We start from the raw sequence: 24,600 nt of genomic DNA on the forward strand, positions 1-24,600 counted from the left end.
TTTTCTGTCCGTAACTTACATAAAAATACATCATAATTTATTTGCGTGGTGGTATTGTTTACTTATTTGTATTTTTGACGGCTATGCGATTATTGGTTTTACCATATTTACTTTTCATATTCACAACGACTACTCAAGCTCAAGAAATTGCAGTCTTGCAGTATGGAGGTGGTGGCGATTGGTATGCAAACCCTACGTCACTACCCAATTTGATAAAGTTTTGTAATGAAAATATCAATACAACTATTAACGAAAAACCTAAAACCGTAACTCCAGCCAGTATTGATATTTTTGATTATCCTTTCGTGCATATGACAGGCCATGGAAATGTTTTTTTCTCTGCAGAGGAAGCTGAGAATTTAAGAAATTACTTGTTAAGTGGTGGTTTCTTACATATAGACGATAATTATGGAATGGATACTTATTTGCGAAAAGAGATTGTTAAGCTGTTTCCTAACAAAGAATTAAAAGAGTTGCCTGCTAATCACCCATTATTTAATTACCATTTTAAATTCCCAAATGGAATGCCTAAAATTCACGAACACGATGGTTTAAGACCTCAGGCATTCGGAATATTTGAAGAAGGCAGACTTGTACTACTCTACACTTATGAAACAGATTTAGGAAATGGTTGGGAAAATCCCGAAGTGCATAATGATCCTCAGGAAATAAGATTGAAGGCACTGCAAATGGGTGCAAACATTATTAAATACGTTTTTAAAAATTAATATATTGTATTTGGTGATAGACTTGTATCTATAATTTAATCCTGCAAACAATCTATCAATTTTCATCTTAAATACTTAACAAAACATTTAATTTTTCACAGTATGTTTTGTAGTATATTTACCGCGTGAAAGTCACCGCAAGAGCAATTACACTAGGTATTTTAAGAGCACTAGCCGTATTGGTTGGCATCTGTATTTTGTTTTGGATTATCCACAAAATTCAGGCGCTTATTCTATATATTGGGTTAGCAATTGTGCTTTCACTAATTGGTCGACCGGTTGTAATTTTCTTAAAAGACAAACTAAAATTCACTAATACCTTAGCTTCAATAACCACTCTATTACTGATTATCGGAGCATTCAGCCTTGTACTAAGTATTTTTATCCCTATTATAATTGAGCAAGGAAAGCATATTTCACAAATAAATTTTGATGAAGTTAAACGCGATTTAAACGAACTTAATATTCAAGCAAGTGATTATTTGGGCGTAGATCACTTTCAATTAGTTGAAGCTGTTAAAAGGACATCATATGCAAAAAATATGGATGTAGAAATTATACCGAGCTTCGTAGATATACTCTTTGGAAATGTTGGTTCCACTGTAATAGGAATATTTTCAGTATTATTTATTCTATTTTTTCTACTAAAGGACGAAGGTTTGATTGCACGATCTGTATTGTCTTTTGCAAAAAATAAGAACGAAGCAAGATTCAAAAGGATATTGATTAAGATAAAAGAGCTTTTATCAAGGTATTTTATTGGAATTGTATTTCAAATTACAATCCTTGCTTTATTCTACTCAGTACTTTTATTATACATAGATATAAACGACGCTATAGCTGTAGCTTTAATTTGTGCTTTTTTAAACATTATTCCATACTTAGGACCTTTAATTGGTTGGGGTTTAATGTTGCTTGTGGTAGTTTCAAATAATTTAGCAGCCGATTTTTCGTCAGAATTATTGCCGTTATTAATTATTATTACGGTTGGGTATTCCATTGCACAAATATTTGACAATTTTATTTCACAACCTGTAATATTTGGTCATAGCGTACGATCACATCCTTTAGAAATTTTTATATCCATAATAATGGCTGGGTTTATTTTTGGTATACCGGGAATGATACTTGCAGTACCTACTTACACTGCAATAAAAGTTATAGCGAAAGAGTTTCTTTCTGAGTATAAAGTTGTAAAACGCCTAACTAGAAACCTTTATTAATTGTTTAACAAGTCAATTTTAAATACCGAAGTTCAAGATTTCATAAGAAATTTTGAAGGGGAGATTTCTAATCTTGCTTTCAGCGGAAGTCCATTTGACGCTGTTAGCATTCAAGAGTTGCTTCAGCAAATTGAAAGTCGAAGTAGAATAGAAAAGAAATTACCAACTTGGTTTTCTACCCGAGATATTATATATCCTCCAAAATTAAATCTGGAGCAAACGTCATCTGAAATTACTTCAGAATACAAAGCTTCGTTAGTGAAAGGAGAATTAATCGCGGACATTACAGGGGGTTTCGGTGTGGATAGTTTTTATTTTTCTAAAAAGTTTTCTGAAGTTCATCACTTTGAATTAAATGAATCTCTTTCAGAAATAGTGCGCCATAATTTTCAAGTTTTAGGTAGTAATATCAAGTGCTTCAACGAAGATGGCTTAAACACGGTTTTAAATAAGAAGTATTCCGTAATTTACGCCGATCCTTCGCGACGTCACGATAGTAAAGGAAAGGTTTTCTTCTTAAAAGATTGCCAGCCAAACATTCCAGACAATATTGATGAAATTTTAAGCAACTGTGAAATTTTTCTTTTAAAAACCTCTCCTATGCTAGATATATCAGTGGGTTTAAAAGAATTAAAAAGAGTTTCAGAAATTCACATAGTTGCAGTTGAAAATGAAGTAAAAGAGCTTCTATGGCTTCTAAAAAGAGGGAAAAATTCTGAGTTAAAAATTAAAACTATAAATTTCAAAAAAAATAAAGAAGAAGAATTTAGTTTTACTTGGAATGAAACTGCTAATGCAAAATATAGTATGCCTCAGGAATATTTATATGAGCCTAATGCAGCAATTTTAAAAAGTGGTGCATTTGATTTGATTTCAGAAAAACTCAATGTAGATAAAATCGGGTTAAACACCCATTTATATACCAATGATAATTTAATCGATTTTCCTGGAAGGAGGTTTAAAATTGAAAAGGTAGTTCCTTATAATAAAAAGGAAATTAAATCGGCTTTAGCGTTTAAGAAAGCAAATATCACCACAAGAAACTTCCCAGAATCGGTTGCAACACTTCGTAAGAGATGGAAACTCTCTGATGGAGGTTGTATTTATCTATTATTTACAACCAATTTGGAAGGTAAAAGAGTAATGATTGTATGCTCTAAGGTACAGGACAAGATTTTTTAATTTTTTTTAATTGGCATCTCCTTGATTTCAAATCGATTAAAAAATATCTAGAAAAAAAGCTCATATTTGTTTGTGGGAATTGATAAGAAGACATATATTTGCACTCGCATTTCAGGATGCAAGTTCATAAAAAAATTGGAGAGGTGCCGGAGTGGTAACGGAGCAGATTGCTAATCTGTCGACGGGTAACCGTCGCCAGGGTTCGAGTCCCTGTCTCTCCGCATTGACTCGAAAAACTAAAGTTCTTTATTTATACTGATATTAGTTTTTAAAGTTAGAAATGTTAAAGTTCGCGAGAACTTTTTCGGGGTGTAGCGTAGCCCGGTTATCGCGCCTGCTTTGGGAGCAGGAGGTCGCAGGTTCGAATCCTGCCACCCCGACAAAAAGCCGGACAAGTAATATTGTTCGGCTTTTTTATTTTTTATTGGTCGCGTAGCTCAGCTGGATAGAGCATCTGCCTTCTAAGCAGACGGTCCCAGGTTCGAATCCTGGCGCGATCACACTCAATCCCCTACTAAGGGGATTTTTTGTTTCTAATAGTTTCTAATAAATGTTATTCAGGATACTCAACACGCAAATGATAAATATTGTTGAGCTTTTTCTTTAAAACCTTTTTGATTGTTTCAATTTCCTTAAAAGTAATATCAGCATTTAAAAATTGTCCCTGCGCCATTTGATTATTAATAATCTTTTCTACAAACTCATCGATTATCGTTGAAGAAGGCTCTTTTAAACTCTTACTAGCAGCTTCTACACTATCTGCCATCATTAAAATTGCAGTTTCTTTTGAAAAAGGTATAGGACCTGGATAAGTGAAATCTTCTATATTGGCCTCTCCCTGTAACTCCTTCTCCTTCTTATAAAAATAATACACCAAACTAGTACCGTGATGAGTTCTAATAAAATCAATTACACGGTCTGGTATATTGTTTTTTCGTGCTATTTCAATACCCTTAATTACATGGTCAATAATTATTTTGGCACTTTCTTGAGGGTCAAGTTCATTATGGGAGTTTATTGAATTGGCCTGATTTTCGGTAAACATGGTAGGATTTAACATTTTACCTATATCGTGGTATAATGCCCCTACTCTTACCAACATACTATTAGCTCCAATTTCGTTTGCAGAAGCTTCGGCAAGATTTGCTACGTTTAATGAATGGTGAAATGTTCCGGGTGCCTTATTCGATAACTCTTTTAAAAGTTTAGAATTTGTATCACTAAGTTCTAAAAGTGATACATCCGAAACTAATCCAAATATCTTCTCGTAAAAATAAATTAATGGATGGGCAAATAGTGTCGCTAGGCCACACAGGATAAAATATTGAAAACTTTGCCACTCTAGAGCTTGAACGTTTCCTTCTTGAATTACAAAAAAAGCAAAATAACCAATAATGTAAATTAAAGTTATTTGACCCACAGATATAAATAAATTAACTCGCTTATAAAGCTCTGAAACCGTAAGTATTGTTACAATCCCGGCAATGAACTGTAAAAACATATATTCAAAACTATTAGGAACAATAAAACCAAGTAGTAATATCGTTAAAACGTGGACAAACAAACCAACACGTGGATCGAAAAAAGCTTTCAAAATTAATGGTAAAATACATATTGGCACTATATAAACATAGTCTGAATGCACCTTCAATACTAAGGTGGTTAAGAAAACCATTAAAAAAATATTGAAAAATATAAATGTTACTTTGGTGTTGTTATTATATATATAAGGTCTATACTTTTTTAGAAATAAGAAAAGCATTAAGAATACTAACGACACCAATATAGTATATCCAACCAAAAGCCAGAGGTAGTTATTCTCACTCCATATCTGACTATCGAATTCTGCTTTTAGGGAATTCAGAATTTGAAATTTATCTCCTTCAACAACTTCTCCTTTAGCAATCACTCTTCCTCCCTTTTCAATAATACCTTTATTGGGGTTTAATGCTTTTATTTCCGATTCGATTGCAGCTTCGGTTAATTTTGAATTTAACCTTATATTAGATTCTACTACATCGTTTAATATATTATATAATAAGGCTTGCGAATCTTCAATTTTATGCTTTTGAACTAATTGCCTTACGCTATTGTTTAACTTATCTTTCTTAAATAGTTGAGAATAATTGTGTTCTTCAATTTCATTCCCATTTTTTAAATAAATAAGACGATTTTCCTCGTAATTAAATATTTCATCAGTTAACCCGTTCTGATATATTTGAGAGATAAACTTCACCCCTATTTGTTCAACCCTGTATTTTGGGGTTTTATAGAGGCTATCTATATATCTTAACTCTAGTTCTTCTTTAAAGCCATCAATAACCTTAGGTTCCACTTTGCTATTGTATTCAAAATACGGAATTGCATTAGCCCTAATTTCTTCTTTCTCCTTTTTTAAGCTATCCTCTGCCTTTTTTATTGTGAAACTAAATGGAGCATATAAGTTTTCATATTGCCATGGCTTTCCTTTTTGGAAATTATACTTGAACTGTCCTCCCTTAGGAAGAAAGTAGATAACTAGGAGTGTGGCAAAAAGAAATAGAAAAACCTTATAAATAAGAGATTGGTTTTTCGCGAACAAAGAAAAATAGTTCTTCATATATTAATTACTTATAGTAAAGGTATAAATAAGGAATGAGTTATCCCAAAACCTATCCCTGCAAAGATTGATTTTTAAGATTGAAATCCGTAATTTCGCAGTCCTTATTTTAATATTAAAAACAGTAATATGAGCAATAAAGTAGTAATAGTATCGGCAGCAAGAACCCCAATTGGAAGTTTTATGGGTAGCCTTTCATCTCTAACTGCAACTCAATTGGGGTCTGCAGCAATTAAAGGAGCCTTAGATAAAGTTAACCTCGATCCTTCTTTAGTACAAGAAGTTTATATGGGTAACGTGGTTCAAGCTGGTGTTGGCCAAGCTCCTGCTAGACAAGCTGCTTTAGGTGCAGGTCTTCCAGATAGCGTACCAAGTACTACAGTAAACAAAGTATGTGCTTCGGGAATGAAAGCTGTAATGCAGGCTGCCCAAGCAATCGCTTTAGGGGATGCAGAAATTGTTGTTGCAGGTGGAATGGAAAGTATGAGTAATATTCCTCACTATGTGCATATGCGTAACGCTACAAAATTTGGTCCAGCTACTTTAACAGATGGTATGCAAAAAGATGGACTTGTAGATGCTTATGATCACAACGCAATGGGAACTTGCGCAGATTTATGTGCTACAGAATATAGTTTTTCTCGTGAAGATCAAGATGCATTTGCTGTACAATCGTACGAGCGTTCTGCAAAAGCTTGGTCTGAAGGTAAATTTAAAGAAGAGGTAATTCCAGTTGAAGTTCCACAACGTCGCGGCGAACCAGTTATAGTTTCGGAAGATGAGGAGTATAAGAATGTAAAGATGGATAGAATTGCATCACTACGCCCTGCATTTACTAAAGATGGAACTGTTACTGCAGCTAATGCTTCTACAATTAATGATGGTGCTGGAGCCATGATTTTAATGAGTGAAGCTAAAGCAAAAGAATTAGGTCTTACTCCTTTGGCTTACATTAAAGGTTATGCAGATGCTGCTCACGAACCAAAATGGTTTACAACCGCTCCTGCAAAAGCGCTTCCAAAAGCAATTGCAAAAGCTGGGATAGATATTAAAGATGTAGATTTCTTCGAATTTAATGAAGCATTCGCAGTTGTTGGACTTGCAAATATGAAGATATTAGGTCTTAACGATAGTAATGTAAACGTTAACGGAGGTGCTGTTTCTTTAGGTCACCCACTTGGATGTAGCGGTGTAAGAATTTTAATTACGCTTGTAAATGTGTTAAAGCAAAATGATGCAAAAATTGGTGCTGCAGCTATTTGTAATGGTGGTGGCGGTGCTTCTGCAATGGTAATTGAGAGAATCTAAACCGTATACTTCAATATATTCTGAATGGATTACGGGATCTGTAATTTAAGCATAGTTCCTCTTCGGGCCGAAGCTAGTGATGCTAGTGAAATGGTTACGCAGGTGCTCTATGGCGAGCACTTTAAAGTTTTAGAATCTCGCAAGAAATGGAGCCGAATCCGTTTAGCTTTTGATAAATATGAAGGTTGGATTGACAATAAGCAGTTTGTAAATATTTCAGAACAAGATTATTTCAATTTTGATAAGATTGAGTTACAGCTTTCTTCAGATTTAGTTGATTTTGTGACTGCTCCTGAAAATCAATTATTTTCAATTTGCTTAGGAAGTAATGTTTCTGCAGCCAAATATTTAAATCATCATTTTGAGGGAAAAGCAATTACAAAATCTCTTCCAAAAAAACATTTAATAGAAACGGCCCTACTCTATTTAAATAGTCCGTATTTATGGGGAGGTAAAACACCTTTTGGAATTGATTGTAGCGGTTTTACTCAAATGGTTTATAAACTAAACGGTCAAAAACTATTAAGAGATGCTAGTCAACAAGCTACGCAAGGTGAAGCTTTAAGTTTTATTGAGGAAAGTGAACCAGGAGACTTAGCTTTTTTTGATAACGACGAAGGAAAAATTACTCACGTGGGGATTATTATGAAAGACAATTATATAATTCACGCTCACGGAAAAGTGCGCATTGATAGAATTGATCATAGCGGAATATTTAATTATGACGTTCGTAATCACACTCACAAACTAAGAGTTATAAAACGTATAATATAACTTTTAATTTAAGAAGGATTATACTATTCAATTATAAAAATAATAGCTAGTTCAACATTGTTAAAAAGCAAAACCCTCTGAAATTTCAGAGGGTTTTGTTTTTATATATGGAACTAACTTAGCTTACTTTTCTAACGTAGCGAGTTTAGCTTTCATTTTTTGATAATTTGCGTCATCCGCCAATTGTCCGTAAATGTTCATCAATGTTCTTACAACATCTGGATTATTAGGGTTTAACTCCATTGCTTTAGTAAGGTATGGAACCGTTGCTCTATAAATATCAGAACGTTGTTCCTTAAGCTCATCATAACGAATATTATCAGCTCTTGAATTGCCTAAACTATTCATTTCTTCAACTAAAGCATCTTCAGTAGATAATTTCAAAACAGCAACATTTATAAGAGCAGCCTCGTAATCAGGTTTCAACTCTAAAGCTCTGTTGTAGTGCTCTAACGCTTTGTCGGTATCTCCCAATTCTGCACTTGCAACACCCATATTGAAGTAAATCTCTGGATTGTCAGGATCAGTTGCAGCAATTTGGTTCATGATTTTATTATATCGAGAAATATCACCCATTTTATAACTCATGTCCGCTTCTGCTCTCATTAGATAGATATCATCTGGATTTTCTTCTCTAGCAGCTTTCATTACTGAAATAGCTTTGTCATTATCCCCTTGCTCTAAATAAATTAGGGTCATATTACGAAGAATTTCACCTTTTCTAGATGCAGTAACTCTAATTTCAGGCTTGATGTATTGACCACTTTTGAGAGCTAAGCTTCTTGATTGCTCAGTTTCAAAAGGAATTACTTCACCAGTTTCTTTATCAGTAGCAACAAACTCTTCAGTTGCACCAGTATAACCAGCATCCAACAACATTTGATAATACTTTAAACTTGATTGGTAATCTTTAGAATTTACCGCATTACCAGCAGCAAAATAAAGATCATCCATATCCTTACTTACTGTGTAACTTGTATACAATTTTTCTGTCGCTAACTCATAATTACCAGCATTTTGGTCTTTAATTGCGCCATTAATTAATCCAGCACGAAGATTCTGAAGTGAAGCTGCTAATTGTGATTCTAATTTAGGGTCTAACTCTAATGCTTTAGCAAATGCATCTGCAGCACCTTTTAAATTAGAATAATCGGTAGCTACGCCATTACCTAATAAGGCATTACCTCGTGTAGCATAGAACTGAGCTTTCATATCCTTATCTACAGTTCCTAAAAGAGGTTCAGCTTCATTTAAATATGCTAAAGCTTCTTTAAATTCATTAGACTTTAACGCTTTTTCTGCCTTTCTTATTTCTTTTTTTTGTCCAAATGAAATAGCAGATACAAAAGCAAGTCCTGTTATTAAAATTCGTTTTTTCATGTGTTAATTTTTATTCGTTATTTTCGGTTTGTGTGTCGTTATTATCAAGAGTAGTGCCATCATTATTATCGTCAACAATTTCTAACTCATCCTCGTCTTCATCTTTCATTGCTTTTGCAACTGCAGCAATGGCGTCATCCTCTCTAACTTTTATTAAGCGAACACCTTGCGTAGCACGACCCATAACTCTTAAATCGGAAACTGCCATACGAATTGCGATGCCAGACTTATTGATAATCATTAAATCATCATCATCTGTCACATTCTTAATCGCTACTAATTTACCGGTTTTTTCGGTAATATTAATAGTTTTCACACCTTTTCCACCACGGTTGGTAATTCTATAATCATCTATTAATGACCTTTTACCGTAACCATTTTCAGATACTACTAATATATCGGAATCACCAGGGTTAACCGCAATCATTCCAACCACTTCATCATTTTCATCTCCTAGAGTAATTCCGCGAACCCCAGACGCATTTCTTCCCATAGGACGGGTTTTTTCTTCTTCAAAACGAATTGCTTTTCCTGAACGAACTGCCAACATTACTTGGCTATCACCAGTTGTAAGTTTTGCTTCTAAAAGCTCATCGTCTTCACGAATTGTAATGGCGTTAATACCGTTGGCTCTAGGTCTTGAGTATTGCTCTAAAGGAGTTTTCTTAACTTGTCCTTTTTTTGTAGCCATAATTACATAATGGCTATTGATGTAATCTTCATCTTTTAAGTCTTGCGTACAGATAAAGGCTTTTACTTTATCTTCTGGACCAATATTAATTAGATTCTGAATTGCTCTACCTTTAGATGTTCTTGTACCTTCAGGGATTTCAAATACACGCATCCAGAAACATTTTCCAGTTTGAGTAAAGAACAACATATATTGGTGGTTTGTACCGACAAATAGATATTCTAAGAAATCTTCATTTCGTGTAGATGAAGCTTTTTGACCTACCCCTCCTCTATTTTGAGTTTTGTATTCTGAAAGTGAGGTTCTCTTTATATAGCCGGCGTGAGAAATCGTAATTACCACCTGCTCATCTGGGATTAGATCTGTAATACTTACATCTCCTCCTGCATATTCAATTATTGAACGACGTTCATCACCATATTTAGCTCTAATTTCTTCAAGCTCTTCTTTTATAATTTCCATTCTACGTTCTTTACGAGCAAGAATATCTTTATAATCTTCAATCGTTTTCATCAACTCTTCATACTCACTGCGCAATTTGTCCTGTTCCAGTCCAGTTAATTGACGAAGACGCATTTCAACAATTGCCTTGGCCTGAATTTCAGAAAGCTTGAAAGCTTCAATAAGTTTTTCTCTTGCTTCATCTGCATTAGAAGACGCACGGATTAATCTAATTACTTCATCGATATTATCAGATGCAATAATTAAACCTTCCAAAATATGTGCGCGCTCCTCAGCTTTGCGAAGTAAGTATTCTGTACGTCGTACCACCACCTCGTGACGGTGTTCAACGAAATAATGAATTAATTCTTTTAAATTTAATAATTGTGGTCTTCCTTTTACTAGTGCAATATTGTTAACACTAAAGCTAGATTGCAAGGCTGTATACTTATATAATGTATTAAGAACGATATTTGGAATAGCATCCCGTTTCAATATATATACAATGCGCATTCCTTTTCTGTCACTCTCGTCACGAATATTGGCTATACCCTCAATTTTCTTTTCGTTCACCATATCAGCGGTTTTCTTAATCATATCCGCTTTATTTACCTGGTAAGGAATTTCAGTGACAATTATACACTCTCTACCATTAACTTCCTCAAAAGTTGCTTTTGCACGCATAACTACACGTCCGCGACCAGTATGGAAAGCTTCACGAACCCCTTCGTATCCGTAAATTATTCCTCCTGTCGGGAAGTCTGGTGCTTTAATATGTTGCATCAACCCATCGATGTCTATATCGTTATTGTTTATATAGGCAATAGTTCCGTCTACAACTTCAGTTAAGTTATGTGGAGGCATATTTGTTGCCATACCTACAGCAATTCCAGAGGCACCATTAATTAACAGTCCAGGAACTCGTGTAGGTAAAACAGTAGGTTCTTTTAATGTATCGTCAAAGTTTAATTGATGATCTACAGTTTCTTTATCGATATCAGCAAGCATATCTTCAGAAATTTTCTGCATTCTTGCTTCTGTATAACGCATTGCAGCTGGACTATCACCATCTACAGATCCGAAGTTACCTTGACCGTCTACCAATAAATAGCGTAAACTCCATTCCTGGGCCATACGCACCATTGCATCATATACAGAGGTATCACCGTGTGGGTGATATTTACCTAGCACCTCTCCTACAATTCTCGCAGATTTTTTGTGAGCCCCAGTTGCTCTAATACCTAATTCGTGCATACCAAATAAAACCCTTCTGTGAACAGGCTTCATTCCATCACGAACATCTGGCAGTGCACGTGACACTATGACCGACATCGAATAATCGATGTAGGCAGATTTCATTTCATCTTCAATGTTTATAGGGATCACTTTCTCACCTTCCGTCATAAAAAATAGAATTAATTATCGTTATTAAACTAATGCAGCAAGATACGCATTTTCGCAGGTTTAACAGGGGTTTTTGATATGGTTTATTCACGAATTTATTAACAAATTTACGCCTATTAATCGTTAATAAGTATCGTTAATTATCTTTTGAAATTCCCTTTATATTTTGTCCTTTTACTAAAACCATATTAAAGAGGAACAGTATTTGCCTTAATTTGGTTAATTTAGTATCTAAAAGAAGAGAGGATTTAAAATATGGATGATAATTTTTCACCTAGAGTTAAAGATGTAATTGCTTATAGCAAGGAAGAAGCCTTACGTTTAGGCCACGATTTTATTGGCACAGAGCATTTAATGCTTGGGCTTTTAAGAGATGGTAATGGTAAGGCGGTAACTATACTTAATGCACTTACCGTAGATCTTAACCACTTAAGAAGAAAAGTAGAAATATTAAGCCCAGCAAACCCGGGCGTAATTACAAATACTAACGACAAAAAAAACCTTCATCTCACCCGTCAGGCAGAAAGAGCATTGAAGACAACATTTTTAGAAGCCAAGCTTTTTCAAAGCAATTCTATAAATACAGCACATTTGTTACTTTGTATTCTACGGAATGAAAACGACCCTACAACCAAATTATTAAATAAAATGAAAGTTGATTATGACGGGGTTAAAAATCAATTTAAACTTATGATTACAAATGATGACGAATATATAGATACGCCAAGTGCCGATGCATTTCCAAATGAGGATAATGATTCTTCACAGGATGGTGGTAAGGAGAATTTATTTACAGGTTCTTCTGCTAAATCCAATAAAAAGTCGAAAACACCAGTTTTGGACAACTTTGGTAGAGATTTAACCGCTATGGCGGAAGAAGGAAAACTCGACCCTGTTGTAGGCCGTGAAGATGAAATTCAACGCGTTTCACAAATATTGAGTAGAAGAAAGAAAAACAACCCTTTACTTATTGGTGAACCAGGTGTTGGTAAATCTGCTATTGCTGAAGGTTTAGCCCTAAGAATTATACAAAGAAAAGTTTCAAGAATTCTATACGATAAAAGGGTGGTTACTTTAGATTTGGCTAGTCTTGTTGCTGGTACCAAATACCGCGGACAGTTTGAAGAGCGAATGAAAGCTGTAATGAACGAACTTGAAAAGAATGATGACATTATTCTATTCATCGATGAGATTCACACTATTGTGGGTGCAGGGGGAGCAACCGGTTCCTTAGATGCGTCAAATATGTTTAAACCAGCATTAGCTCGTGGAGAGATACAATGCATTGGAGCAACTACATTAGATGAATACAGACAGTATATCGAAAAAGACGGTGCATTAGAAAGACGTTTTCAAAAAGTGTTGGTTGAACCAACTACTGTTGAAGAAACAATCGAAATTCTCGAAAATATTAAAGATAAATACGAGTCGCATCACAATGTAACCTATACTCAAAATGCAATTGAGGCGTGTGTAAAGCTTACTAATAGGTATATGACAGATCGTTTTCTTCCAGATAAAGCAATTGATGCGTTAGATGAGGCTGGGTCACGTGTGCACATTACCAATATTCACGTTCCAGATAGAATCTTAGAACTTGAAAAACAATTAGAAGAAGTTCGCGAACTTAAAAACACTGTAGTTAAAAAACAGAAATATGAAGAAGCGGCAAAACTTCGAGATGACGAAAAAAATCTTGAAAAAGAGCTCGCTACGGAACAAGAAAAGTGGGAAGAAGATTCAAAACTTCACAGAGAAACTGTTTCTGAAGACAATGTTGCTGAAGTAGTTTCTATGATGACTGGTGTACCAGTAAATAGAATTGCACAGACCGAAACAACCAAATTAGCCGCACTACCTGATAGAATTAAAGGTAAAGTTATTGGTCAAGACGAGGCTGTTTCTAAAGTTGTGAAAGCAATTCAAAGAAACCGAGCAGGATTAAAAGATCCAAACAAACCTATTGGGTCATTTATTTTCTTAGGTCAAACTGGAGTTGGTAAAACACAACTTGCAAAAGTATTAGCACGAGAGTTATTCGATTCAGATAATGCTTTGATTCGTATTGACATGAGTGAGTATATGGAGAAATTCGCTATTTCTCGTTTGGTTGGAGCACCTCCAGGATACGTTGGTTACGAAGAAGGTGGTCAGCTTACTGAGAAAATTAGAAGAAAACCTTATGCAGTTGTGCTTTTAGATGAAATTGAAAAAGCGCATCCAGATGTATTCAATATGCTTCTACAGGTTTTAGATGATGGATATTTAACGGACAGCCTTGGTAGAAAAATTGATTTTAGAAACACCATTATTATTATGACTTCTAATGTTGGTGCCCGTCAGATCAAAGATTTTGGTCAAGGTGTTGGTTTTGGTACTTCTGCAAAGAAAAGTCAAGAAGAAGCACATACTAAGAGTGTTATTGAAAATGCTTTAAAGAAAACTTTTGCGCCAGAATTCTTAAACCGTATTGATGATGTTATGGTCTTTAACGCTCTTGAAAGAGAGGATATTCATAAAATCATTGATATTGAACTGAACAAACTATTCCTACGTATTTCAGATTTAGGTTACGACCTAAAATTAACCGATAAAGCCAAGGATTATATTGCTGACAAAGGTTTTGACAAACAATATGGAGCGCGTCCTTTAAACAGAGCGATTCAAAAGTATATAGAAGATGCCCTTGCTGAAGAAATCATCAACAGCAATTTAGATGAAGGCGATTCTATAATTATGGATCTGGATGAAAAGAAAGATGAGCTTACCATAAAAATTAATAAGCAAAAGAAAACGACCGAGTCGTAAAATGATATAGCTTTAAACTAAAAACTCTTCGTTGAATAATCAGCGAAGAGTTTTTTTATGACAAAATCTTTATTGTACTATTTACTTTAATACTTTAAATGACTTCTTAGCATCTCCATACCCATTCGCTAATAGAATGTATAAACCATCTTGATAGGCCGATAAATCTACAGTAACTGAGGCATTTCCGTTGTTATTGATTTTACTCAATAGCTTGCCTGACAGATTAAAAACTTTTACGCTTTCCACTTTCTGAGTGTTACTTAGGATGCAAGTATTACTGTTTAATTGTTTTGTAACAAATACTTCTTCCAAATAATTTTTTGTTATACCTAGATGAATCGGAATACAGTCTTGAATTGAGTCCAAATTGGCATAAAAAACTTCAGTATCTTTAAAAAAACAACTAAGTTCCCCTACTTCATTGATATTTGGTTTACCTCCAGGAGCATTTATTAACGATAAAGATCCTACACCTTCAACCCAAACGGCATTATTGTTACTAGTAGTATTCCCCGGGGCAGGTGAAAAATAATAATGCTTATAATTGTTTCCATCTTCTAAAGGTCTTGCTATAATAGAATCTACTACAAAAAGCCCTCCATCACGTGGAAAAGGAGTGACAGGGTTTTTCATATCAAAAACATCTCCCTCACTCAATGAAAAATCATATAACAGATACTCATCACTAGGTTCAGAAGTTGCAAACTTTATGTAAACTTTTTGGGTGGCTATATCTTCACGAAGTAAGAATGTACGGGATATATAGTGATAGCCGTCCAAAATCTTATAATTTTTACCATTTACAATAGTATCACCATCAGTATAATAAGCATCCGTTAAGCATCCAGAGAAGCAAGTTGTAAAATGCCATTCATTAATATTATCTAACAAAGGTTTATAACTCTGGGCAAATACAGAAATATTTAAAATAAAAATAACTAGAATTGATAATATACTTTTCATAATTCAGTATTTGGTTAAAAGCTTACGTTATTTTAATCGAATATTATTTCAGAATCAACATCTAAGGATTGGATGAATGCAATAGTTGCGTGAATATCGTCTGCCATAATTCTATCGTTTTCAATAAAGGGTACAATAGAACGGTAAGGCTTTAAGAATGATTCAATAAATGGTGACGAAGATTTTGGTTCTCTAAACTTTAAAGCTTGAGAAGCGTTCATCAATTCAATAGCCAAAATAGTTTCAATATTTTCAATTACACGTAAACATTTAGTTGCTCCATTAGCCCCCATACTTACGTGGTCTTCTTGACCATTAGATGAAACAATAGAATCTACTGAAGCTGGAGTTGCCAATTGTTTATTTTGGCTTACTATACTTGCAGCAGTATATTGAGGAATCATAAACCCACTGTTTAATCCTGGGTTATTAACTAAGAAGGCTGGTAAATTTCTTAATCCAGAAACTAATTGGTAGGTTCTTCTTTCAGAAATATTCCCAAGTTCAGACATTGCGATTGCCAAATAATCTAGTGCTAAGGCTAATGGCTGACCGTGAAAATTACCGCCAGAAATAATTAAATCGTCTTTTACAAAAATGTTTGGATTGTCGGTAACTGAGTTTATTTCAGTTTTAAAAGTTTTGTTTACAAAATGAATTGTGTCTTTAGTTGCTCCGTGAACTTGAGGAATACAACGGAAAGAATATGGATCTTGAACGTTTTTCTTTTCAGATACTCCTATTTCACTACCTTCTAGAAAGTCTAAAATTTGCTCCGCAGTTTTTACTTGTCCTCTATGCGGTCTTACTAAATGCACAAGGGCATTATATGGACTCATATTACAATCAAACGCATCTATAGAAATAGCACTAATCAAATCGGCTAAATAGGATAATTTGTAACTTTTAAGTAAACAATACACCCCATAAGCACTCATAAATTGAGTTCCATTTAATAATGCTAAACCTTCTTTAGCTTGTAACTTTATAGGTTGCCAATTAAATTTTTTCAAAATCTTTTCTGTTGTCAAACGCTCTCCTCCATAATAAACTTCTCCTTTCCCTAATAAAGGTAGAGATAGGTGTGCTAATGGTGCTAAATCTCCTGAAGCTCCTAAACTTCCTTGATTGTAAATTACAGGTAAAATATCGTTATTATAAAAATCGATTAACCTTTTAACGGTTTCCAGTTGCACGCCACTATAACCATAACTTAAGGATTGTATTTTCAACAAAAGCATAAGCTTTATAATAGGTTTTGGAACGTATTCCCCAGTACCACAAGCGTGACTCATAACAAGGTTTTCTTGTAATTTCGAAAGATTTTCCGAAGATATCTTTACATTACATAGGGATCCGAATCCAGTATTTATACCGTAAACTGGAGTTTCATTATCCTTTATTTTATTTGCTAAATATTCACGGGATTTGTTAATATTAAGTTGAGCCTCTTCAGAAAGATCAAGCTTTTTGTGATTATCTATTATATCCTTAATTAACTCTAAATCAAGAATTTCAGAGCTTATGTAATGTATGTCTTGCATTATAAATGTTTTGTTTTCACAAAAATACTGATTTTTGCTCTCCTTACCACCTTTTCTATCTTTCAAAAACCCTAATTTTGTAAGTCATAATTTTAAATTATTAAAAATGAAAAAATTAAGTTGGATTGTTATTGTGTTGCTTATCATTTCTTGTAATACTGAAGAAAAGCCCACTTACACCATAATTAATGGTACCGTTACAAATAACACTGGTGAAACAGCATTTGTTCGTGGTAATGGTTTTGAATCAAGAGTGCCAATCTCCGAAACGGGGAGTTTTGTAGATACCTTAGACATTAAAAAAGATGGGTTTTATGAACTTTATGTTGGTCGTGAACGCACTGAAATATACTTAGAAAAAGGCAAAAACTTATCGGTTACTTTAAATGCAGAAGAATTTGATGAAAGCTTGAAATATAGCGGAGATTTAGCTGATATTAATAATTTCTTGGCTGCAAAATATCTGTGGAACGAGCAAAATGTAGATTTAAAAGAGTTATTTTCTAAGGATGAAAAGGCATTTTTAAAACAAATAGACGAAAATCAGAAAAGTTTAGATTCTCTTTTTAGCGAGAGTAAAATTGCTAATGATAATTTTAAGAAAAACTTAGCCGATGAAGACAGATATGCGCGAGCTATTATGATAGAAAATTATAAAAGTGGGCATCGCCATTTTTCTGGAAATCAAGAATTTGAAGTTTCTAAAGAATTCTACAATGAACTTAATGACATAAATTTTAAAGATACCTTAGCGTTTAGAAATTCTACTGCTTATCAAAACTTGCTTCAAGTACATTACAACAGATTAGTTTCAGAAGAAGCTTCACAAAATACAGATGCGAACGAAACTATACTTTTCCTAAATAAAATAAACGAAGCTCTTCCAAACGGATATGCTAAGGACAGAATGATGAGTTCTTATTTACAGTTTGGCCTTAAGGCCGATGAAGGTTTAGAAGAAGCCTATAATATTTATAAAAACAGTAATCCAAATCCTGAAAATTTAGCTAAGCTTACGGAGCAATACAACAAATTAAGAGAAATTACTAAGGGTAAGCCTTCTCCTACGTTTAACTATGAAAATTATAAAGGAGGCACTACATCTCTAGAAAGTTTAAGAGGTAAATATGTTTATGTGGATGTTTGGGCAACTTGGTGCGGACCTTGTTTACGTGAAATTCCTTTCTTAAAAGAAGTTGAGAATGACTACAAAGGAAAAAACATTCAATTTGTAAGTATTTCTATTGATGAACCAAAAGATTACGACAAGTGGAAAAATATGGTAGCTGAGAAAGAATTAGTAGGTATTCAACTGATGGCAGATAACAATTGGAAATCTAAATTTGTTGAGGACTACGCGATTCTTGGAATCCCCAGGTTTATTTTGATAGATACCGAAGGAAATATTGTTTCAGCTGATGCGCCTAGACCTTCAGATCCTGAATTAAGACAAATGTTTGATGAGTTAATCTAAAAAAAGTTTATCTCATTATAATAGACCACGAATACAAGACTCTACTTTTAAGTAAAACTTGAATTCGTGGTTTTTTAATTAATTGTTTTTCACTTCAGCTTGGTCTTTTGCAAATAGCATCATATAAGCTTCACCTATATTATTAACTATATCATTCGCCATAACAGCTTCATATCCCATTTGATTTACAGCTAGATCTCCTGCAAAACCGTGCATATATACTCCAAACACACAAGATGTTAATATATCATATCCCTGAGATAATAATCCTGTAATAACACCGCTAAGCGCATCTCCACTACCTGCTGTAGCCATACCCGGATTCCCTGAGTTGTTAATGTAAAGTGTTTCACCAAATACTATTATGGAATACGATCCCTTTATTACAACCAACACCTCGTGTTTAACTGAGAACTTAATTACTTTCTCGATTTTATCGTAATCATCTTTCCACTTACCAACAAGCCTTTGTAATTCACCAGGGTGTGGCGTAAGAATTGAATTTTTTGGAAGTAGTTTTAGCAACTCTTTATTTTCGGAAATTAAGTTTATTGCATCAGCATCTATCACCATTGGCGATTTGTAGTTTTTAAATAAGCTTTTTAATGCTTCAGCGGTGAGTTTATTTTTCCCCATACCCATTCCAACTCCTATCGCAGCGGGTTCAAAATCAACATTAATTTTACTTATAAAATTTTCTTCTGTATCTGTAGCAACCATTGCTTCGGGGACAGTAGTTTGTAAAATAGGATATCCACATTTAGGGATAAAAGTTGTAACCATACCAGCTCCAATTCTAAAAGTTGCAGTTGTTGAAATAGCAGCAGCTCCAATTTTTCCGTAACTCCCAGCAACAATCAACGCGTGACCGAAATTTCCTTTGTGTGCAAATCGCTCGCGATGTTTGTATAAATTTTGTGCTTCAGGCTTAGAAATTATTTGCGCTATTGGCTTCGTATTTACAAGAAACTCTCTATCTAATCCAATATCTAATATGTCATAACTTGGAGCAAATTGAGCTGTTTCAGGTAAGAAGAAAGCAAACTTAGGAGTTTGAAATGTCAGCGTATGGTTTGCTCTTAAAACAGCCTTTTCATCCTTTAGAGCTTTATTAGGAAACAGACCACTTGGGATATCAATAGCTAATTTAAAAGCAGGACTAGAATTTAAATGTTGAATCAATTTCTTTACCCATCCATCAGGACAACGGTTTAGACCTATTCCAAAAATAGCATCTACAATTATATCCTCAGGATCAACTTCTGGAAAGTCATTTTCATCCTTCATTAATATTGGCCAATCCTTGGTTACATTTTTAATTAAATTATAATTGTAAAGAAAGCCTTTAGATCGTTTATCGCTACAATTAACCACATACACTATAACATTATAGCCTGATTCAATCAATAATCTGCCCAAAACCAAGCCATCCCCACCATTGTTACCAATTCCACAAAAAATACGTATAGGTACCGAAGCACCATCTAAACGTTCGTGTAACCAATTAAAAATTTGAGCGCCGGCACGCTCCATTAATTCTTCGGTGGTAATTTGTTGTTGTTCTAAAGTAATTTTATCTGCTTCGTATAATTGTTCTGCGGAGAATATTTTCATATAATATTATAATTTTCATCTTTATTTTATAAGTTTTTCTAAACCATAAATATAACACCCAAATATAGAGGAGGTCAAAGTTTCTTCAAATATAATAACATTATTTCCTATTGTTGAAAGAACGTTTATAACTAATTGAGAAATGCATCAGTATGGACTTGTTATTTTATAACTTTAAGAAAAACACATTATGGAAACTCGTGATAGTTTACTGCTTTTAATGCGTCCAGAAATTTCTTCGGCTAAAGTCAACCCTCAAATGTCTGACGATGAATGTTTTCAAAACAAAACAATCAGGCCAATTATCAAACTACAAAGCGATTTGTTATTAGCTGTATTTCGCAATTATATTGCCAAGCATAAAAATGTATTTTATGATCTCAACGTCGAGAAAAAACTAGAATACATTGATAATTCCATCAATAAGGATATTAAGTTTCGAAACTCTCTAAAAGGAGTTATTATCGGACAGTTTACCTTAAATGAATATCAAAAATATATTGAAAATTCATCCGCTTTGAATAAACGAATGATGGATATTGTGAAGGAAAGGATAAAAAGTAATATTCAATTATTAGAATTTGAATATGTTTAAATTATTAAACTAATATAATAAAAAAGCGCTTCATTTTGATTTGAAGCGCTTGGAGTAATAATTTATTCAACAATGCGCTTTCTACATTTAAGCATCCTCCATTATTCGTTTCGATTTTCTATATAAATAGTTTGGATATATAGTTCGTTTAGCAAAACGGTTTAATTTATCACTATTTACCATTTTTATATAGATAGATCTAGTTACTCCGAAGAATTCATAAGTGCTACCATCTAAGTAAGTAATTTCTAAAAGCATTCCTTTGTGTTGGAAATCATCAATTCCAGCATTTGTAAATGTTTGGGTAAATTCATTAAGATTTGCAGCCTTAGTTTCTGGTGCTATACTTACTAAAAAATGATATCCGTCAATAATTTTACGGGAATTTAACTCTGCTTCTTCACGTAGCGGATCACCTTCTTGAAATTTATCTGGGTGCCACTCTTTTACTAGATTGCGGTAACTAGTTTTTAAAGCTTTTAATTCTATTTCTTTTTCAACTCCAAAGAGTTTTTTGTATTCTTTTATGCGTTTCATATCCTCGCTATTTTTGCGGCCGCGAAAGTACGTCTTAATATCTTATAATTAGCATTTTATAAAATTTCATTTTATAAATCTATTATTGAGAAGAAATGACTAAGGTTAATATCTATTAATTAAAGAATATATATTCTTACTTTTTTCTTTTTAAGTCGGCTGTTGTTTAATTTTTTCACCAAATCATTTGCTAACTCTAAGGGCACAGCTACAAAGGCACAGTCTTGTTTTAATTCAATATTCCCCAACTGTTCTTGACTTATATTTCCTTGTTTTATAAATAAGCCGGCAATATCGCTTTTAGATATTTTGTCTTTTCTTCCTCCTGAAATAAAAAGCGTTTCCAGTTGCTGTTGAACTTGTGGGGTAACTCTAGGGATTTTTATAGTATCTATTTTTTCGATAAAATCGGGCAAACGCTGATTTTTCCATTTTAGCACATATGCTGTACCTTTTTCGTTAACTCTAGCTGTTCTTCCGTTTCTATGCGTAAACTCTACAGCCGAATGAGGAAGCTCGTAATGAATTATATATTTTAATTCAGGGATATCAATTCCTCTGGCAGCAAGATCGGTAGATACCAGTATCTGACTGGTACCATTTCTAAATTTTATAAGTGCTCTTTCTCTATCCTTTTGTTCCATACCCCCTGAAAAACAAGTATGACCTACCCTATTATCATTTAGAAAATCACTAACCATATCGATACTTTCGCGAAAATTGCAAAAAATAATTCCTGGCTGATTTCCCAAATATTCTACAAGATTCAATAAGGTTTGGAGCTTGTTTTTTTCTTCTGAAACCACAGTTTTAATTAACAGCTTTGGGTTTGTAGTTTCAGTTAAAAAATCTAAAACAATTGGATTGGTTAAATTCACAAATTTTGGAACCCCAACTCCTTGTGTTGCAGATGTTAGAATGCGTTTACTTAAATTATTTAATTCACTTAAAATTTCACTCATCTCACTTTCAAATCCTATCTCTAGGGACTTGTCAAACTCGTCTAAAACTAGAGTATTTATACTTGTTTTAGAAAAGCGGTCATCGTCAAAATGATCTAAAATTCTACCAGGTGTACCAATCAATATTGCAGGGGTATGTTTAAGTTCTATTTTATCTTTACTCTTCGACCTACCTCCGTAAACTGCGTTTACTTTAAACCCTGACCCCATATTTCTGACCACCTGCTCAATTTGAATAGCCAATTCTCGTGTAGGAACCACAATTAATGCTTGAATTTCTGAATTATCTACATCTAAACTATCTAAAATAGGCAACAAGAAAGCCAAGGTTTTCCCTGTACCCGTTGGGGATAAGAGGATTGTATTTGAATTGTTCTTTATTGTTTTAATAGCTTTCTCCTGCATAGGATTTAAGGCTGAAATGTTCAGCTTTGCCAGAATATCCTGTCGGTCTTTTATTTCGTTTGCCATTATTTCTTTTTCTTCTTTTTCTTTGTTGTTGCTTCTTCCTTTGGCGCTGCAATAGTAGTTTGAGCCAGTTGATGGGCAAGAATTTTATCAATTAATTCCTCTTTGGTCAAATGATGAAATACAGTTCCTATTTTCTCTCTAAATTCAGATGATATTGTTCGGTTTGGTTTTGTTTTAAAAATTTTCTTGGCCCATAATAAAGTGTTGTTTTCTTCAGTGCTTTGGGCATCAGGCTTTTTCATTTCGTCAAAAACAATTCCTAATTCTTCTTCAAACTCAGGAATTTCAAACGCTTCTTCTTGTTGTAAAATAGTAACTGAAAGCCCCTTTGCTCCCGCTCTAGCTGTTCTACCACTTCTATGAACGTAAGTTTCATAAGTATCGGGTAAGTGATAATTTACTACGTAACTAATTTCTTTTACATCAAGTCCTCGTGCCACAAGATCTGTTGCAACAAGTATATCGATATGTCCTTCTCTAAACTGCCCTATTACTCGATCTCGAATAGGTTGGGAAAGACTTCCATGTATGGCTCCTGACGAAAATTTATTTAGGGCTAAATTCTTTGCTAGTTTATTTACGGCAGCTTTAGTTTTACAAAATATAATTCCTCGTTCTCCTTCTTTCGAACTTAAAAAGTGAAGCAGAATATCAAGCTTTTCTATTGGCTCTACTACTAAAAACTGATGCTCTATTCCTTGATGTCCTACGGTTTCCATTTCTGCCTCAATATGAACTACATTTTTGTTCATATAATTTTGAACTAACTGTTTAACAGTTCCAGGCATGGTAGCGGTAAACAATAATGTTCTTCTATTCTTTGGAATTTTCTGAATGATTAAATCCAAATCGGTTTTAAGTGCACTTACCATCTCATCCGCTTCATCTAAAACTAAATACGAAGTATTTGTTAGGTCAATGGCTTTTCTATTTATTAAGTCAACCAAACGTCCTGGAGTGGCAACAACAATATGAGTTGGGCTTTTTAAGCGCTCTATCTGTGGTTTTATAGGGATACCACCACATACTGAGGCAATACTAATTTCAGGGCTATGTGAGCTAAAAGAAACTAAATTAGTGCGTATTTGTTGACCTAGTTCTCGAGTAGGTGCAAGAATAACTACTTGAATATAATTTTTTTTACAATCTATAAGTTGCAAAAGTGGTAATCCAAATGCAGCAGTTTTTCCAGTTCCCGTTTTTGCTAGGGCAACAACGTCTTTTTCTTGACTCAGGATTATTGGAATTGTTTTTTGTTGAATATCTGTTGGTAGCTTAATGTTTAATTCAGCTAGACTTTGATGTAGGGTAGAATTTATTCCTAAATCGGAAAATGTATTGGGCATATAATTATTTTCGGCAAAGATACTTAGGGTTTTCTTGGTAAGCGGTAATTCTTGTATTAAGTTAACAGTTTAATAGTGAATTACTTTATTTTACAAAAAGCCTTTCAAAGGCAACTTTCTCTATTCCGCAGTCGGTCTCGAAATACTTAATTGGTTTAAAACCAAATTTATCATAGAGTTTTGTTGCAGGTTTATTATTAACTGCTGTTTCAACTTTAAAAGAATTAAATTTATAATTTTCAAATACAAAATCCAATAACGCTCCGGCAATCCCAAGTCTAAAAAAAGTTGGATGAACCACTAAGCTATTGATGTCAATAAATTTTTCTAAAACTTCCAATTCAATAACGCCGGCTAGCTTTTTATTTTTAAAGTACCCGAAAAATAAAATCTTACTATTTTGATAACTACCTAAGGTTCTTTTTAAAGGAGGAAAATCATCTACTTTTAAAAGTTCTGCCTCAACAGCATAAGATTGGTGAAAAATATTTTGAATTAGCTCAGCTACCTCTAAATTATTGTTATTTAACCTCTTTATCATTTATAAAGTTAG

General features: G+C 33.8%; 18 protein-coding genes and 3 tRNA genes. 11 read left to right on the plus strand and 10 right to left on the minus strand.

Features of this window, described 5'->3' with window-relative positions; genetic code table 11:
- Window positions 1-83 precede the first annotated feature (83 nt).
- The 6 genes from RT250_RS07345 to RT250_RS07370 all read left to right on the plus strand — a co-directional run bounded on the left by RT250_RS07345 (window position 84) and on the right by RT250_RS07370 (window position 3,633).
- Complete coding sequence (locus RT250_RS07345; RefSeq protein ID WP_313113525.1) at window positions 84-728, plus strand: DUF4159 domain-containing protein; 645 nt, start codon at window positions 84-86, stop codon at window positions 726-728.
- Window positions 729-853: 125 nt separating this feature from the next.
- Complete coding sequence (locus RT250_RS07350) at window positions 854-1,951, plus strand: AI-2E family transporter (RefSeq protein WP_313113526.1); 1,098 nt, start codon at window positions 854-856, stop codon at window positions 1,949-1,951.
- Window positions 1,952-3,133, plus strand: a complete 1,182-nt coding sequence (locus RT250_RS07355; RefSeq protein WP_313113528.1) for a THUMP-like domain-containing protein — start codon at window positions 1,952-1,954, stop codon at window positions 3,131-3,133.
- Window positions 3,134-3,270: 137 nt separating this feature from the next.
- Window positions 3,271-3,354: transfer RNA gene (locus RT250_RS07360), tRNA-Ser, on the plus strand.
- Window positions 3,355-3,438: 84 nt separating this feature from the next.
- A tRNA-Pro gene (locus RT250_RS07365) sits at window positions 3,439-3,513 on the plus strand.
- Between the two features lie 46 nt (window positions 3,514-3,559).
- Window positions 3,560-3,633: transfer RNA gene (locus RT250_RS07370), tRNA-Arg, on the plus strand.
- A gap of 53 nt (window positions 3,634-3,686) precedes the next feature.
- Here RT250_RS07370 and RT250_RS07375 read toward each other — a convergent pair.
- A complete protein-coding gene (locus RT250_RS07375; protein ID WP_313113530.1) occupies window positions 3,687-5,732 on the minus strand; it encodes an HD family phosphohydrolase in 2,046 nt (681 codons plus the stop codon).
- A 129-nt stretch (window positions 5,733-5,861) separates the two neighbouring features.
- On the opposite strand from RT250_RS07375, the gene RT250_RS07380 reads away from it, so the two are divergent.
- On the plus strand, window positions 5,862-7,040 hold the full coding sequence (locus RT250_RS07380) for an acetyl-CoA C-acyltransferase (RefSeq protein WP_313113533.1): 1,179 nt from the start codon (window positions 5,862-5,864) through the stop codon (window positions 7,038-7,040).
- A 24-nt stretch (window positions 7,041-7,064) separates the two neighbouring features.
- Window positions 7,065-7,814 (plus strand): C40 family peptidase, encoded by a 750-nt coding sequence (locus RT250_RS07385; RefSeq protein WP_313113535.1) that lies wholly within the window; start codon window positions 7,065-7,067, stop codon window positions 7,812-7,814.
- Window positions 7,815-7,937: 123 nt separating this feature from the next.
- On the opposite strand, the gene RT250_RS07390 is transcribed toward RT250_RS07385, so the two are convergent.
- Together RT250_RS07390 and gyrA are read right to left on the minus strand one after the other, a co-directional pair.
- Window positions 7,938-9,194, minus strand: a complete 1,257-nt coding sequence (locus RT250_RS07390) for a tetratricopeptide repeat protein (RefSeq protein WP_313113539.1) — start codon at window positions 9,192-9,194, stop codon at window positions 7,938-7,940.
- 10 nt (window positions 9,195-9,204) lie between these two features.
- On the minus strand, window positions 9,205-11,730 hold the full coding sequence (gene gyrA, locus RT250_RS07395; protein WP_313113541.1) for a DNA gyrase subunit A: 2,526 nt from the start codon (window positions 11,728-11,730) through the stop codon (window positions 9,205-9,207).
- Window positions 11,731-11,985: 255 nt separating this feature from the next.
- Between gyrA and RT250_RS07400 the strand changes: the two genes are divergently transcribed.
- Window positions 11,986-14,538, plus strand: coding sequence for an ATP-dependent Clp protease ATP-binding subunit (locus tag RT250_RS07400; protein WP_313113543.1), 2,553 nt, complete (start codon window positions 11,986-11,988; stop codon window positions 14,536-14,538).
- 81 nt (window positions 14,539-14,619) lie between these two features.
- Here the strand turns inward: RT250_RS07400 and RT250_RS07405 are convergent, their stop codons facing one another.
- Window positions 14,620-15,504 carry a T9SS type A sorting domain-containing protein gene (locus RT250_RS07405; RefSeq protein ID WP_313113546.1) on the minus strand — a complete coding sequence of 295 codons (885 nt, stop codon included), beginning with the start codon at window positions 15,502-15,504 and terminating at the stop codon, window positions 14,620-14,622.
- A gap of 32 nt (window positions 15,505-15,536) precedes the next feature.
- Window positions 15,537-17,048, minus strand: coding sequence for a histidine ammonia-lyase (hutH, locus tag RT250_RS07410; protein WP_313113911.1), 1,512 nt, complete (start codon window positions 17,046-17,048; stop codon window positions 15,537-15,539).
- Window positions 17,049-17,154: 106 nt separating this feature from the next.
- Here hutH and RT250_RS07415 point away from each other — a divergent pair, with 106 nt between their 5' ends.
- Window positions 17,155-18,522 (plus strand): TlpA family protein disulfide reductase, encoded by a 1,368-nt coding sequence (locus tag RT250_RS07415; RefSeq protein WP_313113547.1) that lies wholly within the window; start codon window positions 17,155-17,157, stop codon window positions 18,520-18,522.
- Between the two features lie 78 nt (window positions 18,523-18,600).
- Here RT250_RS07415 and RT250_RS07420 read toward each other — a convergent pair whose 3' ends face one another.
- Window positions 18,601-20,136 carry an NAD(P)H-hydrate dehydratase gene (locus RT250_RS07420; protein ID WP_313113549.1) on the minus strand — a complete coding sequence of 512 codons (1,536 nt, stop codon included), beginning with the start codon at window positions 20,134-20,136 and terminating at the stop codon, window positions 18,601-18,603.
- A 190-nt stretch (window positions 20,137-20,326) separates the two neighbouring features.
- On the opposite strand from RT250_RS07420, the gene RT250_RS07425 reads away from it, so the two are divergent.
- The gene (locus RT250_RS07425; RefSeq protein ID WP_313113551.1) at window positions 20,327-20,731 is read left to right on the plus strand and encodes a glyoxalase; all 405 of its coding nucleotides are present in this window, start codon (window positions 20,327-20,329) and stop codon (window positions 20,729-20,731) included.
- 87 nt (window positions 20,732-20,818) lie between these two features.
- Here RT250_RS07425 and RT250_RS07430 read toward each other — a convergent pair whose 3' ends face one another.
- The 4 genes from RT250_RS07430 to RT250_RS07445 all read right to left on the minus strand — a co-directional run bounded on the left by RT250_RS07430 (window position 20,819) and on the right by RT250_RS07445 (window position 24,588).
- Window positions 20,819-21,268, minus strand: coding sequence for a KTSC domain-containing protein (locus RT250_RS07430; RefSeq protein WP_313113553.1), 450 nt, complete (start codon window positions 21,266-21,268; stop codon window positions 20,819-20,821).
- A 119-nt stretch (window positions 21,269-21,387) separates the two neighbouring features.
- On the minus strand, window positions 21,388-22,701 hold the full coding sequence (locus RT250_RS07435; protein ID WP_313113554.1) for a DEAD/DEAH box helicase: 1,314 nt from the start codon (window positions 22,699-22,701) through the stop codon (window positions 21,388-21,390).
- Window positions 22,701-24,047: a DEAD/DEAH box helicase gene (locus RT250_RS07440; RefSeq protein ID WP_313113557.1), complete on the minus strand. Its 1,347-nt coding sequence runs from the start codon at window positions 24,045-24,047 to the stop codon at window positions 22,701-22,703. Before RT250_RS07440 ends, RT250_RS07435 begins: the two co-directional genes overlap by 1 nt.
- Window positions 24,048-24,132: 85 nt before the next feature.
- The gene (locus RT250_RS07445) at window positions 24,133-24,588 is read right to left on the minus strand and encodes a GNAT family N-acetyltransferase (protein ID WP_313113559.1); all 456 of its coding nucleotides are present in this window, start codon (window positions 24,586-24,588) and stop codon (window positions 24,133-24,135) included.
- Window positions 24,589-24,600 lie beyond the last annotated feature (12 nt).

Source organism: Aequorivita sediminis, from assembly GCF_032080575.2.
Classification (GTDB): Bacteria; Bacteroidota; Bacteroidia; order Flavobacteriales; family Flavobacteriaceae; genus Aequorivita; species Aequorivita sediminis.